We start from the raw sequence: 16,736 nt of genomic DNA on the forward strand, positions 1-16,736 counted from the left end.
ATATCCCGGGGGAGTCGTTGAAATCCTCCAAGGATTTCAATGGCGGGGGCTGGCCCCCTGCGCCCTATGCCACCCTTGGACCGCAAGATATCGCGCTTACGCGGCCAGACCCTTGCTGCCGATGTTCAGGAATTTGTCGCGGCGGTGCCTGATCAGCGCCTCACGGTCCTTGCCGTCCAGATCGGCCAGCATCCCCGCAATCGCCTTGCCGACCGCCGCGATCGTCGCCTCGCGGCCCCGATGCGCGCCGCCCAGCGGCTCGTCGATCACCCGGTCAGCCACACCCAGCTTCATCAGATCCTGCGCGGTCAGGCGCAGCGCCTCGGCGGCCTCGCGCATCTTCTCGGCGTCCTTCCACAGGATCGAGGCGCAGCCCTCCGGGCTGATCACCGAATAGATCGAATGCTGCAGCATCGCCAGACGGTTCGCCGTGGCAAAGGCCACGGCCCCGCCCGATCCGCCCTCGCCGATAATGACGCTGACCAGCGGCACCCCGATCTGCAGGCATTTTTCCGTGGCGCGCGCGATCGCCTCGGACTGGCCGCGTTCCTCGGCGCCCTTGCCGGGATAGGCGCCAGGCGTGTCGACCAGCGTGACCACCGGCAGGCCGAACTTGTCGGCCATTTCCATCAGCCGGATCGCCTTGCGATAGCCTTCGGGCCGCGCCATGCCGAAATTGCGCTCGATCCGGCTTTTCGTGTCATTGCCCTTCTCATGGCCGATCACCATGACCGGGCGATCATTCAGTCGCGCCAGCCCGCCCATCACGGCGTGATCGTCGGCGAAATTCCGGTCCCCCGCCAGCGGCGTGTATTCGGTGAACAGCGCCTCGATGTAATCGCGGCAATGCGGGCGGTCGGGGTGGCGCGCGACCTGGCATTTCCGCCAGGGCGTCAGATCCTTGTAAAGATCGCGCAGCATCGCCTCGGCCTTGCGGTCCAGCGCGCCGGCCTCATCCTCGACATCCATATCCTCGTTGGCACGCGCCATCGCGCGCAGCTCTTCCGCCTTGCCTTCGATCTCGGCCAGAGGCTTTTCGAAGTCGAGGTAATTGGTCATCGCTCACTCCTGGATTGCCGTGGCGTTATATGACCCTCCGCGCGAGGATTTGCAATCACCTCGCCGCCAGCGCGCAGGCCAATGCCAATTCCGGCGAGGCCAGAACCGGGATCCCCAGATCCGCCAGAAGCCCCGCCGCCCCCGCCATCGAACCTTGCGCCAGCACCACGGCGCCCAGACCCGGAATGTCGCGCACCGCATCGCGCACGCCCCCGGCGATCGCCGCCTCGAACGCCTCTCGCTCCCCGGCCTCGAACAGCGGCCAGAACTGCGTCAGCGCCAGCAGGTGCACGTCGGCCCCCTGCCCCGCCTCGCCCAGCGCGCGCTCAAGCAGCGCAAGGCTTGGCTCCAGCGTGCTCTCGAGCGTGTAGACCATGAGAACATCGCCCCCCGACCGGGCCGCGTCCTGCATCATCGGCCAGTCCACGCGCAGCGCCCCCGCCGCCTCGGCGGCCGGTCCGATGGTCGTGCATGTGCACAGCACCGCGCCTGTCGCGCCCGCCACGGCCTGCGCGATCTCTTCGGCCACGTCCTCGGGCACCCCCGCCTGCGAGCGTGCCAGCCAATCCGGGCGCACCACATGCCGCAGCGTCTCTCCCGGCGCAATCCTGTCGCGCAGCGCATCGAACGCCCGCTGGTGGATCTCCGCCGTGTGCAGCAGCGTCAGCGTCATGGCCCCTTCTCCCTTGATCCGAAATCACCCTTGTCCGGGCCATAGCACGGGAATCAGCGTCGCCACCAGCAGCCCCGCCATCACCCGGTTGAACAGCCGCAGCCGTGCCGGGCTGTTCAGCAGGCGGCGCATTTGCTGGCCCAGCACCGTCCAGCTTGTCGTGCTGACCGCCGACACCGCCACATAGCTGCCCGCGACCCACAGAACCGCCGTCAGATCCCGGCTCGTCGCGTAGAGCGTGATCGCCGACAACGCCATGGACCACGCCTTGGGATTGACCCATTGAAACGCCGCCGATTGCACGAAGGTCAGCGGGCGCCCCTCGGACCTCGCCTCTTTCGGCGGCGCGGCATTGGCGATCTTCCACGCCAGATACAGCAGATACGCCACGCTCAGCACCTTGAGGATCAGGTAACTCGGCGGCCACAGATCAAAGAGCTGCATGACGCCGATGCCCACAAGGAACACCATCGACGGAAAGCCCAGACCGACGCCCAGCATATGCGGCACCGAGCGGCGAAACCCGAAATTGGCCCCCGACGCCATCAGCATGAGGTTGTTTGGCCCCGGTGTGATGACCGTGACAAAGGCAAAGGCGACAAGTGCGGTGAGCAATTCAAGCGACATTGCGCACCCTTACGCCGCATGGCTCATGGGCCGCAACAGCGCTCTTGCGCCTCGGCCATGCGCGCCGCCCTGCAAGACAGGCGGTCACGCCTGACGCGCACATGCCTCCGCATCCCGCATCAGACGCGGCCTTTCCACGGCACAAGCCATTTCTCGGCCTTGCGCATCAGGATATCGATGCCATAGCCGATCACCCCGATCAGGATGATCCCCATCAGCACGATATCGGTGAGCTGGAACCGCGAGGCGACCATAATCATCATGCCCGCGCCCTTTTCGGCGGCCACCAGTTCGGCGGCCACAACCGTGCCCCAGCAGACCCCCATCGCGACGCGTGCGCCGGTGAAGATCTCGGGCAGGCTGTTGGGCATGATGACATACCGCATCAACTGCCACTTGCTCGCCCCCAGAGAATAGGCCGCGTGCACCTTGGAAATCGCCACGCCCGACACGCCCGCGCGGGCCGCGATGGTCATGATCCACAAGGCCGCAAGGAACAGCAGGATGATCTTGCCGGTCTCGCCGATCCCCGCCCAGATGATGACCAGCGGGATCAGGGCCAGCGGCGGCACCGGGCGCATGAATTCCACGATCGGATCGAACCAGCCCCGGAACCAGTCGCTCAGCCCCATGGCATAGCCCAGCGGAATGCCCACCAGCGCGCCAAAGAAGAAGCCCACGATCACCCGCACAAGCGACCAGTAAAGATGCTCCCACAGGGTGAAGTTCTGATAGCCCTCGCTTGCGATCTCGCCGACACGTTTCACCACCGCCTCGGGCGCGGGCAGCCAGATCGGCTCCATCTGCATCCCCTTGGCCGGGCTGAAATTCAACGCGCCTTTCGAGGTGACGACAACGGTGCCATCGGCCACCTTGACCGACCCGCCTTCGCTGACGGGCTGGCCGTCGATCGCGACGACGCGCGCGCCGTCGCTGCGGCTCACCTCGTCGTTGCGGTCCATCAGCAACAGTTCCGACCGCCATGCTCCCACAACGATCGAGTCGTTCTTGGCAATGCCGTCACCCGGATCGACCTCGGGCGCCGAGACCTCTTCGCCGACCTTGAACACCTGCGCATAGACCGTCGCGTCATCGCGCGTGCCATCGGGCGCTTCCAGCGTATAGGTGAACTGCGTCTCGCCCACAAAGGGGCCGGGCGCGTGGATCGGCACCCATTTGCTTCCCGTGAACGCCCCCCACAAAAGGAATATCGTCACGACCGAAATGACACTGGCCCAGCGGTCCGGGCGCACGGCGCTCTCGTCACCGAATGTCACCGTCTTGAGCGAGGTGAAATCGCTTCGCGTCATCGCCCCGCGCAGCACCTTGCGCACCACAAAGAACGACAGGGCGAAAACCGCGACATATATGATGAGCAGGATCATCCGGCAGTCTCCTCGGTGCGGCCCATGATCTCTTCTTCCATGTCCCAGATCATCGACAGGATTTCTTCGCGTTTCTGGGCGAACTCGGGGTTCTTCTTGACCTCGCGCAGATCGCGCCCGACGCCGTCATCGGCGAACGGCAGGCGGTATTCGCGATGGATACGGCCCGGACGCGGCGCCATGACCAACAGCCGCTCACCCAGCAAAAGGGCCTCTTCGACCGAGTGGGTGATCAGGATGATCGTCTTGCCGGTCTCTTTCCACAGCTTGAGGACCAGCCCTTGCATCTTTTCCCGCGTCAGCGCGTCCAGCGCGCCAAGCGGCTCGTCCATCAAGATCACGTCCGGGTCATTGGCAAGGCACCGCGCCAGCGCGACCCGCTGCTGCATGCCCCCCGACAGCTCGTAAACCGCCTTGTCCTTGAAATCCTTCAGTCCGACCACTTCCAGCAGGTGATCGACATTGCCCATGTAATCCGATTTCGAGCGACCGGCCATGCGCGGCCCGAAGCTCACATTGTCGCGCACGCTCATCCACTCGAACAGCGCGCCCTGCTGAAAGACCATGCCGCGTTCCGCATCCGGCCCCTTGACCTGATGATCGTCCAGCATGATGCGCCCCTCGGTCGGCGCCAAAAATCCGGCCAGAATGTTGAGCAGCGTGGTCTTGCCACAGCCCGACGGGCCAAGAACGCTCATCAATTCGCCGCTCTGCAATTCAAGCGTCACGTCCTTGAGAGCCTGCACATGGCTCCCGTTCGGCAGATCGAAACGCATCGAAATGTTTTCGATGGATAGCGTCGACATTCCGCCCCCGTTCTTTGAAATTGTGAAAGACTGCGGGCCCGGACGACAACCGCCCGGGCCCGCTTTGCAACCTGCGTGATTACATGCCCTGCGCTTGCTGAAGCGGGCCTGTGTTCACGTTGCTTTCATAGGTTTCCAGCGCCGCATCGATGCTGCCGGCTTCCACGAAGACGTCCGCGACGCCCTTCATGAACTCCTGCGCGCCGCCACCCAGCCACTTGGCCGTCATCTGCTCGTCGACCGACGGGAACACGAAGGTGTCGATCGTGGCCGCAGTAGCCTCAAGGTCCATACCGCTGTCCTTGGCGATCACGGGCAGCATCTCGTCGCGATTGGCCGGGTCCGCCCACATCGCGTTGGCATCGCCCGTCACCTTGAGGAAGGCCGCGACGACATCGGGATTTTCCGCGACAAAGGCCGACGGTCCGCTGGTCACGTCGAACACCAGAATGCCCAGCTCTTCCTTCTCGGCGCCGGTCAGCAGCACATTGCCGTGCTCCTTGGCGCGGCGCAGGCTTCCGCCCCAGCCGCAGAACATGTCGACCGCACCCTGCGCGATCGCGGCGGCCCCCTCGGGCGGCGCCATGTTGACCACGTCGAGCGATCCGACATCAACGCCGAAATGGTTCATCTGCTTGAGGAAACCGTAATGCGCCGCGGTGCCCAGCGGCACGGCGACCTTCTTGCCCGCCAGTTCGGCGGCATTGGTCTTGTCGATCTCGAGCGCCTCGGCCACCACGCAGTTGTCGTTGTCCGAATAGGACACGGCCACGTCGACGATCTGAAGATCCTGACCCGCGCTCGTGGCCACCACGAAGGGCGGCACGCCCTGGCTCACCGACAGCTGCACATCGCCCGAGGCCATTGCAGCACTCATCGCGGTGCCGGTGTCGAAGGCGCGCCAGTTGACGGTCATGCCCAGCGCCTCGTCATAGGTGCCCATCACCTTGGCATACTGGAACGGCATCGGCCATTCGAGGAAGTAGCCAACCGTGATCTCTTCGGCGCTCGCAGCTGTCGCTCCAGCCAGCATCGCCGAGCCGGCCACCGCTGCCATCAGTCTGGTCTTGAGTGTCATGTTTCGTCATCTCCCGTTGGTTTTCGCTTTTCTTTTCTTTCCGCCGTGCCACCTGACGGCGGCCATGCGACCATGATCCGTGTCACAGACGCCGGACCAGTATATCGCAGTGCATCCCGATCCGACCCGATAATGGGATTCCGTTCAACGGTTTTATGCAGCCAAAAGCGCTATTTCAGGTTTTCGGAAACTGTCATCCCGCCAAGTTGGACGGAAATTCAGCGAAAATTCTCATATTGAATCACATGCACTTTCATCAAACGCCGTTTTTGGCAATAATCAAAGGCTCGAACTGGCCCTATCCGTAATCCGGGATTCGGGGCTGTAGTGATTGCCATGAACACGACTGGCCCCGGCATCGTGCCTTTTACGATACGCCGGACCCAACCCGATGGAGAACCCCATGATGGACGGAACACTGCCGAACGACATCGCCAAAATCGTCGAGGCCGACCGCGCCCATGTCTGGCATCACCTGATGCAGCACAAGACCTTCGAGACCGGCGAGCCGCGCATCATCGTCGAGGGCCGCGGCATGCGCGTCTGGGACCAGCACGGCAAGGAACATATCGACGGCGTCTCGGGCGGCGTCTGGACCGTCAATGTCGGCTATGGCCGCGAGCGCATCGCCAATGCCGTGCGGGATCAGCTCATCAAGCTGAACTATTTCGCCGGCTCCGCAGGCTCGATCCCCGGCGCTCTGTTCTCGGAAAAGCTGATCTCGAAGATGCCCGGCATGAGCCGCGTCTACTACACCAATTCCGGCTCCGAGGCGAACGAGAAAGCCTTCAAGATGGTCCGCCAGATCGCCCACAAGCGCTATGGCGGCAAGAAATACAAGATCCTCTACCGCGACCGCGATTACCACGGCTCCACCCTGGGCACGATGTCCTGCGGCGGTCAGGACGAGCGCAACGCCCAGTATGGCCCCTTCGCCCCCGGCTTCGTGCGCGTCCCGCACTGCCTTGAATACCGCGCGCAATGGGATCTTTCGGGCGAGGATTACGGCATCCGCGCCGCCGACGCCATCGAAGAGGTGATCCTCGCCGAAGGCCCCGATACCGTCGGCGCCCTCTGCCTCGAGTCGGTCACCGCAGGTGGCGGCGTCATCACGCCTCCGCCCGGCTACTGGCCCCGCGTGCAGGAGATCTGCCGCAAATACGACATCCTGCTGCATATCGACGAGGTCGTCTGCGGCATCGGGCGCACCGGCACATGGTTCGGCTACCAGCATTACGGCGTCGAGCCCGATTTCGTGACCATGGCCAAGGGCGTCGCCTCGGGCTATGCCGCGATCGCCTGCTGCGTGACCAACGAAAAGGTGTTCGACATGTTCAAGGAGGACATGACCGACCCGCTCGATTACTTCCGCGACATCTCGACCTTCGGGGGCTGCACCGCAGGCCCGGCAGCGGCGCTCGAAAACATGGCCATCATCGAAGAAGAAGAGCTGTTGGACAACACCGTGGCCATGGGCGACTACATGATCGACCAGCTGCGCGCGCTTCAGGACAAGCATGCCGTGATCGGTCAGGTGCGCGGCAAGGGGCTGTTCCTCGGCGCCGAACTGGTCGCCGACCGCAGCACCAAGGAACCGGTGCCCGAAAAGCAGGCTCAGGCCGTCGTCGCCGACTGCATGGCGCAAGGCGTGGTGATCGGCGTGACCAACCGCTCGATCCCGGGCTTCAACAACACCCTGTGCTACTCGCCCGCCCTGATCGCCACCAAAAGCGATATCGACCAGATCGTCGAGGCAACCGACAAGGCACTGACCAAAGTCTTCGGCTGAACGGAACACGGGTTCACGCCACCTCTTCCCTACTCCCCGGCGCGTTACACCGCCGGGGCTTTTTTGTGCGGGGCCTTGCCCCTTGGGCATGTGCCTCGCGCCTTGCATTCTCACCGGGCAGGTGCTGTCCTTAGTCTAGGCGCGACTCATCCCGAGGCGCCGGCTGACCCATCAAGGAGCCACATGTCCCCGCGTATCCTGCTTTCCGCCCCGCTCTTGGCCACAGTCATGGCCACGCTCTTGACCGCCACACCCGCTGCAGCACATCTGCCACCGGGGGAATACGGCTCATTCCTCGCCGGCGTGACCCATCCGCTTTTCGGCCTCGATCATGTGCTCGCCATGATCGCCGTCGGCCTTTGGGCCGCACAGATCGGCGGGCGCGCCATCTGGCAGGTGCCCTCGGCCTTCGTAAGCGCCATGCTGATCGGGTTCGGACTGGCCCTTACCGGTCTGCCTTTGCCCTTCGTGGAACCGATGATCCTTGCGTCGATTATCCTGCTGGGCGTGGTGGTTGCGCTGGCGCTGCGCCCAGCAACAGGCTGGGCCATGGCGGCTGTCGCCGTCTTGGCGCTGTTTCACGGGCACGCCCATGGTGGCGAACTGGGCAGCGCGGCGGCGATGCAGTTCGGCGCAGGGTTCGCACTGGCCACCGCAGGTCTGCACGCGGTCGGGCTGGTGATCGCCCTTCTTTTTGCCCGCGCCCTGCAAAACGGGTCCGGGCTGTTGGTCCGCGTCCTTGGCGGCATGACCAGCCTTGCAGGCGCCGTCATCGCCTTGGGCTGATCCGCCAGATCCGGGCGCGATCCGGGGAAAGTTTCGTACCAAACAGCGGTCAAACAGGACGGACCCTTGCGTTCGTCCTGTTAACCTTGGCCTTTTGCGGTGCCGATACCGACGCGATACCGACGTTATACCGACGTTATACCGAAGCGGGTTTTTCGTTGTTAATCAAATCGATATCACCGATTCGCGGCCTGCATCCGTGCCACGCGCCCGTGATCAGACCAGATTGCCAGCGCGATAAGTCCAGTATAGTCTGGCAGCATGGCAATCTCGGTCGAAACCTTTTTCCTCAATCCCAACGCCGAAGGCACGCTTCAGGCGCAGATTCAGCAGATGATCGCCGAGGGCATCCTCTCGGGCCGATTCCGCAAGGGTGAAAAGCTGCCAAGCTCCCGCAAACTGGCCAGGCATCTCGGTGTCAGCCGGATCACCGTGACCCTCGCCTATACCGAACTGCAGGCCAGCGAGTATCTCGAATCGCGCGACCGCTCCGGCTATTTCGTGTCCGACAACGCACCCGAGCCGCCACAATTCGATGCCCGTCATGTCGGTGGCGATACAATCGACTGGTCGCGCGCCCTTGGCCGGCGCTACACCGGCGGCAGCACGCCAGAAAAGCCGCAGGACTGGTCGCGCTACCGCTATCCCTTCATCTACGGTCAGACCGATCCGACGCTGTTCGATCATGCGAACTGGCGGCATTGTGCGCTGCAAGCCCTTGGACAAAAGGACTTTCAGGCGCTGACCACCGACTATTACGATCAGGACGACCCCAAGCTGATCGAATTCATCCTGCGCCATACCCTGCCCCGGCGCGGCATCCTTGCCCAGCCCGACGAGGTGCTTGTGACCATGGGGGCGCAGAACGCGCTCTGGCTCACCGCGCAGGTTCTGCTGACGCAGCGGCGCACCGCCGCCATCGAAGAGCCCTGCTATCATGCGCTGCGCGATATCCTGACCCAGTCGCGCTGTTATCTGGCCTCGGTCGATGTGGATCGTGACGGGTTGCCGCCCGCCGATCTGCCCGCCCATGCCGATGTGATCTTCACCACGCCCAGCCATCAGGCGCCCACCAATGCGACCATGCCGATGGACCGGCGGCGCGCCCTTCTGGACAAGGCCCGCGAGATGGACGCCCTGATCGTCGAAGACGATTACGAGTTCGAAATCTCGTTCCTGCGCTCGCCGCTTCCGGCGCTCAAATCCCTCGATACCGATGGTCGGGTGATCTATGTCGGCAGTTTTTCCAAGTCGATCTTTCCCGGGCTTCGGCTTGGCTATCTGGTCGGCTCGCGCCAGTTCATCCGCGAATGCCGGGCGCTGCGCGCCAGCGTGCTGCGCCATCCCCCCGGCCATATTCAGCGCACGGCGGCCTATTTTCTCAGCCTCGGGCATTATGACAGCCTGATCCGGCGCATGGGGCAGGTCTTCGCCCGTCGCCGCAAGGTCATGGAAGAGGCGCTTGGCCAGCACGGCCTCGATGTCGAGGGGCGTGGCGTCTTCGGCGGCTCGTCGATCTGGATGCGCGCGCCCGAAGGTGTGAACACCGAAGAGCTGGACGCCCGCCTGCGGGCCCGCTCCGTCCTGATCGAGCCTGGACGGCCTTTTTTTCGTGGCCCGAACGCCCCTCAGGATTACTACCGGCTGGCCTATTCCTCGATCCCGTCCGAGCGGATTCCCGAAGGGATCGCCATTCTGGCCGAGGAGTTGGCGCATCTTCGGTGACTGGCATTATCGCACCGCCAATTCTGGCCCTACTGCCAAATCCCCCCCCGGCCTAATTTCCGCCCACGCCGGACCCCCGGCCCCGTCTCATGTGCAGGAGAAATACCGATGAAGATGACGACCGAAGAGGCCTTTGTCAAAACCCTTCAACGCCACGGGATCGAGCATGCGTTCGGGATCATCGGGTCGGCGATGATGCCGATATCGGATCTGTTTCCGCAGGCCGGGATCACGTTCTGGGATTGCGCCCATGAAGGCAGCGCCGGGATGATGTCGGATGGCTACACCCGCGCCACCGGCAAGATGAGCATGATGATCGCCCAGAACGGCCCGGGCATCACCAACTTCGTCACCGCCGTCAAGACCGCCTATTGGAACCACACGCCGCTCCTGCTGGTCACACCGCAGGCCGCCAACAAGACCATCGGTCAGGGCGGCTTCCAGGAAGTCGAGCAGATGAAGCTGTTCGAGGACATGGTCGCCTACCAGGAAGAGGTCCGCGATCCCTCGCGCATGGCCGAAGTGCTGGCCCGCGTCATCTCGAAGGCCAAGAACCTCTCGGGGCCCGCGCAGATCAACATCCCGCGCGACTACTGGACCCAGGTGATCGATATCGAGCTGCCCGACCCGATCGAGTTCGAGCGCTCGCCGGGCGGCGAGAACTCGGTGGCCGAGGCCGCGCGCCTGATCTCCGAGGCGCGCAACCCCGTCATCCTCAACGGCGCCGGCGTGGTGCTCTCGGAGGGCGGCATCGCCGCCTCCCAGGCGCTGGCCGAGCGGCTCGATGCGCCGGTCTGCGTCGGCTACCAGCACAATGACGCCTTCCCCGGCTCGCATCCGCTCTTTGCCGGCCCGCTTGGCTATAACGGCTCGAAGGCGGCGATGGAGCTGATCAAGGACGCCGATGTGGTGCTCTGCCTCGGCACGCGCCTCAACCCGTTCTCGACCCTGCCGGGCTATGGCATGGATTACTGGCCCAAGGACGCCAAGATCATCCAGGTCGACATCAACCCCGACCGGATCGGTCTGACCAAGAAGGTCAGCGTCGGCATCATCGGCGACGCCGCCAAGGTGGCCCGCGGCATTCTGGGGCAGCTGTCGGACAGCGCCGGGGACGAGGGCCGTGACGCACGCCGCGCCCGGATCGCCGAAACCAAGAGCAAATGGGCGCAGCAGCTCAGCAGCATGGACCACGAGGACGACGATCCCGGCACCAGCTGGAACGAGCGCGCCCGTGAGGCCAAGCCCGACTGGATGAGCCCGCGCATGGCCTGGCGCGCGATCCAGTCCGCCCTGCCGCGCGAGGCGATCATCAGCTCGGATATCGGCAACAACTGCGCCATCGGCAACGCTTATCCGTCCTTCGAAGAGGGCCGCAAATACCTCGCACCGGGCCTCTTTGGTCCCTGCGGCTATGGCCTTCCGGCGATCGTCGGCGCCAAGATCGGCCGCCCCGACGTGCCGGTGGTGGGCTTTGCCGGCGACGGCGCCTTCGGCATCGCGGTCAACGAACTGACGGCGATCGGGCGCAGCGAATGGCCCGGCATCACCCAGATCGTGTTCCGCAACTACCAGTGGGGCGCGGAAAAGCGCAACTCGACCCTGTGGTTCGACGACAATTTCGTGGGCACCGAGCTTGACGACGACGTGAGCTACGCCGGCATCGCCAAGGCCTGCGGCCTCAAGGGCGTCGTCGCGCGCACCATGGACGAGCTCACCGACGCGCTGAACCAGGCGATCAAGGACCAGATGGAGAACGGCACCACAACCCTCATCGAAGCCATGATCAACCAGGAACTCGGCGAACCCTTCCGCCGCGACGCCATGAAAAAACCCGTCGCCGTCGCAGGAATCAGCCCGGACGATATGCGTCCCCAGAAGGTCGCGTAACGCAAAAGACAGGGGCAAGCGCATGACACGAACACCTTCTGAGTTGTTGCTGTCACAGGCGCTTGCGACCCGTTGCAAGATCGCTTTGAGCGAAGGCAGTGACCCCCGCATCGTCGCGGGGGCGCTGGCCGCGCAAAGACAGGGTCTTGCCGATGTCATCCTTGTCGGGGATGCGGCGGCCGTGCGGAAGGAATTGGAGGCCCAGGGTGCCAAGGAGGGCGATGGCGTCTCGGTCGAAGATCCTGCGACCTCTCCCCTGACGAACGGGTTTGTCGCTGTGTTCGAAGACTTGCGCCGCCACAAGGGCATTGATGCCGAGGCTGCGCGCAAGGCGGTTTTGTCCCCGCTTGTCTTTGCCGCCATGTTGGTGCGCGAAGGTCACGCCGACGGTACGGTGGGCGGCGCGGTCGCGACGACCTCGGATGTGGTCCGAGCGGCGCTGCAGGTCATCGGCAAGGCGCCGGATGCGGCTCTCGTGTCCAGTTTCTTTCTGATGTACCCGCCAAGCAATGCGACGCCCCATGCCCGCGCGATGGTCTATTCCGACAGCGGGCTTGTGATCGATCCGAACCCCATCGAGCTTGCCTCGATCGCGGCGGCGTCGGCGCGCTCTTGCCGGACCTTGCTGCGCGAGGATCCGAAAGTGGCGATGTTGTCGTTTTCCACAAAGGGCAGTGCCAGGCACCCGCGTGTGAGCAAGGTGACCGAGGCTCTCGATCATCTGCGTACAAAGCATCCGGATCTGGACGCCGACGGGGAATTGCAGTTCGATGCAGCTTTCGTCCCATCCGTGGCCGCGACCAAAGCGCCGGGCTCGACCATCGCGGGACAGGCCAACGTGATGATCTTCCCCGATCTCGATGCAGGCAATATCGGCTACAAGATGACCCAGAGGCTGGGGGGATATTCAGCGATCGGCCCGGTGCTTCAGGGGCTGGTCAAACCGGCCAACGATCTGTCGCGAGGCTGCGTGGCCGAGGACGTGACGCAGATGATCGCCGTGACGGTTCTTCAGGCGCTGGACCGGTCATGACAGGGACGATTGCCTGACATCATCGGATTTCGCGGAACAGACATGCGGATAACGCGAAAAAGTCGAAAACAATATCGCCGGGCGGTTCAAACTGCCATAAGCAGGCGTTGAACAGCAGGGGAAGCCGGATGACGCATCATCAGCCAAAACTCGATACCTCGCCGAAAGTGTCGGATGAGGTTCGCAAGACCACCTGTTACATGTGTGCCTGCCGGTGTGGCATCAATGTCCATATGAAGGATGGCAAGGTCGCCTATATCGAGGGCAATCGGGATCATCCCGTCAATCGAGGCGTTCTGTGCGCCAAGGGCAGTGCCGGCATCATGCAGCACAACGCACCGTCACGACTGCGCGCGCCGATGAAACGGGTCGGACCGCGCGGATCGGGCGAATTCAAGGAAATCTCGTGGGACGAGGCGCTTGAGATCGCGACAGGCTGGCTCGCACCGCTCCGGGCCGAGAACCCCGAAAAGCTGGCGTTCTTCACGGGCCGCGACCAGTCCCAAAGCTTCACCAGTTTCTGGGCGCAGAATTTCGGCACGCCGAATTATGCGGCCCATGGCGGGTTCTGCTCGGTGAACATGGCGGCGGCGGGCATCTATACGATGGGCGGCGCATTCTGGGAATTCGGTCAGCCCGACTGGGACCATACCAAGCTTTTCATGATCTTCGGCGTGGCCGAGGACCATGACAGCAATCCCATCAAGATGGGGATCGGACGGATCAAGGCACGCGGCGCGAAGGTGATCGGGGTCAACCCGATCCGCTCGGGCTATAACGCGGTGGCTGACGAATGGGTCGGCATCACACCGGGCACCGACGGGCTGTTCATCCTGGCGCTGGTGCACGAGCTGTTGCGGTCAGGAAAGATCGATCTGGATTACCTGGCGCGCTACACGAATGCGCCCGTTCTGGTGAACATGGACCCGGACTCGGCCGAGCATGGGCTTTTGATGCGCGACGAGGACGGCAAGACTTTGGTGATCGATCGCAAGACAGGCAAGCTGACGCCGTTCGATCAAAAGGGTGTGCAGCCCGATCTGTCGGCGACCCATCGGCATGGCGGTGTCACGCACAAGCCGGTCATGCATCTGATCGCCGAACGCTATCTTGATCCGCAATACGCGCCCGAGGCCGTGGCCGACCGCTGTGGCGTCACCGCCGACAAGATCCGCACCATTGCCACCGAACTTGCGCGCGTGGCTTTCGAAGAGGAAATCGTGCTGGATCACGAATGGACCGATTTCCGCGGCGAGACCCACAAGGTCATGAAGGGCCGCCCGGTCAGCTTCCACGCGATGCGCGGGATCTCGGCGCATTCCAACGGGTTCCAGACCTGCCGCGCGCTGCATATGCTGCAGATCCTTCTGGGCACGGTCGAGGTGCCGGGGGGCTTCCGGTTCAAGCCGCCCTATCCCAAGCCGGTCAGCGCCCATCCCAAGCCCCATTGCAAGGTGACACCGGGCAAGCCGCTGGATGGCCCGCATCTGGGCTATGTGCAGGGACCGGACGATCTGGCGCTGAAGGACGATGGCAGCCCGGCCCGGATCGACAAGGCCTATACATGGGAAAATCCCATGTCGGCGCATGGGCTGATGCATATGGTGATCTCGAACGCGCATGCGGGCGATCCCTACAAGATCGATACGCTGTTCATGTACATGGCGAACATGTCGTGGAACTCGTCGATGAATACGCGCGGCGTGATCGAGATGCTGACCGACAAGGATGACAACGGCGAGTATGTGATCCCGCGCATCATCTATTCGGATGCCTACAGCTCGGAGATGGTGGCCTATGCCGACCTGATCCTGCCCGATACGACCTATCTGGAACGGCATGATTGCATCAGCCTGCTGGATCGCCCGATCTGCGAGGCGGATGCGGCGGCAGATGCGATCCGCTGGCCTGTGGTGCAGCCGGATCGCGACGTGCGCGGCTTCCAGTCGGTGCTGTGCGAACTGGGCGCGAAACTGAACCTGCCGGGCTTCGTGAATTCCGATGGCAGCCAGAAATACGCCGATTACGCCGATTACATCACCAATCATGAACGCAAGCCCGGCATCGGCCCGCTTGCCGGCTGGCGCGGTGGCGAGGACGGCAAGAGCGATGGACGCGGCGCACCGAACAAGGATCAGCTTCAGAACTACATCGACAATGGCGGGTTCTTCATCAAGCATATCCCCGATGCCGCGGCCTATTACAAACCGTGGAACACCGGCTATCAAGACTGGGCCGTGGAGCTGGGGCTGTATGACAGCCCGCAGCATTACATCTTCGATCTTTACGCCGAGCCGCTGCGCCGTTTCCAACTGGCCGCCGAAGGACATGGCGACCGCCAGCCACCGGATCACCTGCGCGCGCGCATCCGAGAAACCCTCGATCCGCTGCCGATCTGGTATGCCCCGTTTGAGGATGGCAGCGTCGATACGAATGAGTTCCCGGTTCACGCGCTGACCCAAAGACCGATGGCCATGTATCACAGCTGGGGCAGTCAGAACGCGTGGCTGCGCCAGATCCACGGCCATAACCCCCTCTATCTTCCCACCAGATTGTGGGAGGCGAACGGCTTTTCCGATGGGGACTGGGCGCGCGTGACATCGGCCCATGGCGAGATCACGGTGCCGGTGGCGCATATGGCCGCTCTGAACGAAAACACCGTCTGGACATGGAACGCGATCGGAAAGCGCAAGGGCGCATGGGCGCTGGACAAGGATGCACCGGAGGCGACCAAGGGGTTCTTGCTGAACCACCTGATCCACGAATTGCTTCCGCCCAAGGGTGACGGGCTGCGTTGGGCGAATTCCGATCCGGTGACCGGGCAGGCCGCGTGGTTCGATCTGCGCGTGAAGATCGAAAAGGCCGAAGCACCGGCCGAAAGCCAGCCCGGATTTGACGCAATCAAATCCCCGGTGGGTCAAGGCCCCGACCATCTGGAATGGAAGGTGGGTCAATGAGTGGCAAAACCCTGACACTGCTGGCGATCATGGCATTCGTGGCGCTGACGCTTGGGTCGTTCATCTGGTTCATCGCCACATGGGACAAGGAAAAAGAGGCGCCGGTGACAATGGTCATCCCGGCCCCGGCAACAGAGGAGCGCTTGACATGACGTCGCTTCCCGAAACCACGCAGCGCAAGATGGGGCTGGTGATCGACCTGGACACCTGCGTGGGCTGTCACGCCTGCGTCGTGTCCTGCAAAGGCTGGAACACCGAGAATTACGGCGCGCCGCTGTCGGACCAAGACCCCTATGGCGCAGACCCCTCGGGCACGTTCCTGAACCGCATCCACTCCTACGAGGTGCAGCCCAATCAGGGTGCGGCGCAGTTGATCCATTTTCCGAAATCCTGCCTGCATTGCGAGGATGCCCCGTGCGTGACCGTGTGCCCCACCGGCGCCAGCTACAAGCGGGTCGAGGACGGGATCGTGCTGGTCAACGAGACCGACTGCATCGGTTGCGGCCTATGTGCCTGGGCCTGTCCTTATGGCGCGCGCGAGATGGATGCGGCTGAAGGCGTCATGAAGAAATGTACGCTCTGCGTGGACCGCATCTATAACGAAAACCTGCCCGAAGTGGATCGCGTGCCCGCCTGCGTGCGGACCTGTCCGTCAGGGGCGCGTCATTTCGGGGATCTGGGCGATCCGGACAGCGACGTTTCGAAACTCGTGGCCGAGCGTGGCGGCATGGACCTGATGCCCGAGCAAGGCACGAAGCCGGTCAACAAGTATCTGCCTCCGCGGCCCAAGGACCAAATGGACCGTCCCGCTGCCACCGCCCCAAAGCCCGATGGCCAGATCGATGTGCTGGCCCCGTTCCTCAAGCCCGTCGCCGAAGAGCCCAAGGGCTTTATCGGCTGGCTGGACAAGGCCCTGGAGAAACTCTGA

14 protein-coding genes are annotated in these 16,736 nt (G+C 63.4%); 8 read left to right on the plus strand and 6 right to left on the minus strand.

Features of this window, described 5'->3' with window-relative positions; genetic code table 11:
- Window positions 1-96 precede the first annotated feature (96 nt).
- The 6 genes from RAZWK3B_RS01055 to RAZWK3B_RS01080 form a co-directional block, all read right to left on the minus strand.
- On the minus strand, window positions 97-1,059 hold the full coding sequence (locus RAZWK3B_RS01055; RefSeq protein ID WP_007811394.1) for an acetyl-CoA carboxylase carboxyltransferase subunit alpha: 963 nt from the start codon (window positions 1,057-1,059) through the stop codon (window positions 97-99).
- Window positions 1,060-1,114: 55 nt separating this feature from the next.
- The gene (locus RAZWK3B_RS01060; protein ID WP_007811395.1) at window positions 1,115-1,732 is read right to left on the minus strand and encodes a hypothetical protein; all 618 of its coding nucleotides are present in this window, start codon (window positions 1,730-1,732) and stop codon (window positions 1,115-1,117) included.
- A 24-nt stretch (window positions 1,733-1,756) separates the two neighbouring features.
- Window positions 1,757-2,359, minus strand: coding sequence for a LysE family translocator (locus tag RAZWK3B_RS01065; RefSeq protein WP_007811397.1), 603 nt, complete (start codon window positions 2,357-2,359; stop codon window positions 1,757-1,759).
- Between the two features lie 119 nt (window positions 2,360-2,478).
- Window positions 2,479-3,744: an ABC transporter permease gene (locus tag RAZWK3B_RS01070; protein ID WP_007811399.1), complete on the minus strand. Its 1,266-nt coding sequence runs from the start codon at window positions 3,742-3,744 to the stop codon at window positions 2,479-2,481.
- Window positions 3,741-4,550, minus strand: a complete 810-nt coding sequence (locus RAZWK3B_RS01075; RefSeq protein ID WP_007811401.1) for a taurine ABC transporter ATP-binding protein — start codon at window positions 4,548-4,550, stop codon at window positions 3,741-3,743. Before RAZWK3B_RS01075 ends, RAZWK3B_RS01070 begins: the two co-directional genes overlap by 4 nt.
- Before the next feature lie 79 nt (window positions 4,551-4,629).
- Window positions 4,630-5,628 carry a taurine ABC transporter substrate-binding protein gene (locus RAZWK3B_RS01080; RefSeq protein ID WP_007811403.1) on the minus strand — a complete coding sequence of 333 codons (999 nt, stop codon included), beginning with the start codon at window positions 5,626-5,628 and terminating at the stop codon, window positions 4,630-4,632.
- A gap of 406 nt (window positions 5,629-6,034) precedes the next feature.
- Here RAZWK3B_RS01080 and RAZWK3B_RS01085 point away from each other — a divergent pair, with 406 nt between their 5' ends.
- From RAZWK3B_RS01085 to RAZWK3B_RS01115, 8 genes are all read left to right on the plus strand, one after another.
- Window positions 6,035-7,417: an aminotransferase family protein gene (locus RAZWK3B_RS01085; RefSeq protein WP_037294926.1), complete on the plus strand. Its 1,383-nt coding sequence runs from the start codon at window positions 6,035-6,037 to the stop codon at window positions 7,415-7,417.
- Between the two features lie 183 nt (window positions 7,418-7,600).
- A complete protein-coding gene (locus RAZWK3B_RS01090) occupies window positions 7,601-8,203 on the plus strand; it encodes a HupE/UreJ family protein (RefSeq protein ID WP_007811407.1) in 603 nt (200 codons plus the stop codon).
- Between the two features lie 261 nt (window positions 8,204-8,464).
- Window positions 8,465-9,928, plus strand: a complete 1,464-nt coding sequence (gene pdxR / locus RAZWK3B_RS01095) for a MocR-like pyridoxine biosynthesis transcription factor PdxR (RefSeq protein WP_007811409.1) — start codon at window positions 8,465-8,467, stop codon at window positions 9,926-9,928.
- A gap of 108 nt (window positions 9,929-10,036) precedes the next feature.
- Window positions 10,037-11,818, plus strand: coding sequence for a sulfoacetaldehyde acetyltransferase (xsc, locus tag RAZWK3B_RS01100; RefSeq protein ID WP_007811410.1), 1,782 nt, complete (start codon window positions 10,037-10,039; stop codon window positions 11,816-11,818).
- Window positions 11,819-11,840: 22 nt separating this feature from the next.
- Complete coding sequence (pta, locus tag RAZWK3B_RS01105; RefSeq protein WP_050774149.1) at window positions 11,841-12,851, plus strand: phosphate acetyltransferase; 1,011 nt, start codon at window positions 11,841-11,843, stop codon at window positions 12,849-12,851.
- A gap of 128 nt (window positions 12,852-12,979) precedes the next feature.
- Window positions 12,980-15,808 carry a molybdopterin oxidoreductase family protein gene (locus tag RAZWK3B_RS01110; protein ID WP_007811414.1) on the plus strand — a complete coding sequence of 943 codons (2,829 nt, stop codon included), beginning with the start codon at window positions 12,980-12,982 and terminating at the stop codon, window positions 15,806-15,808.
- Window positions 15,805-15,960 carry a hypothetical protein gene (locus RAZWK3B_RS21380; protein ID WP_007811416.1) on the plus strand — a complete coding sequence of 52 codons (156 nt, stop codon included), beginning with the start codon at window positions 15,805-15,807 and terminating at the stop codon, window positions 15,958-15,960. The genes RAZWK3B_RS01110 and RAZWK3B_RS21380 overlap by 4 nt, the downstream gene beginning before the upstream one ends.
- Window positions 15,957-16,736, plus strand: a complete 780-nt coding sequence (locus RAZWK3B_RS01115; RefSeq protein WP_007811418.1) for a 4Fe-4S dicluster domain-containing protein — start codon at window positions 15,957-15,959, stop codon at window positions 16,734-16,736. The genes RAZWK3B_RS21380 and RAZWK3B_RS01115 overlap by 4 nt, the downstream gene beginning before the upstream one ends.

The organism is Roseobacter sp. AzwK-3b, from assembly GCF_000170875.1.
GTDB lineage: Bacteria > Pseudomonadota > Alphaproteobacteria > Rhodobacterales > Rhodobacteraceae > Roseovarius > Roseovarius litoreus.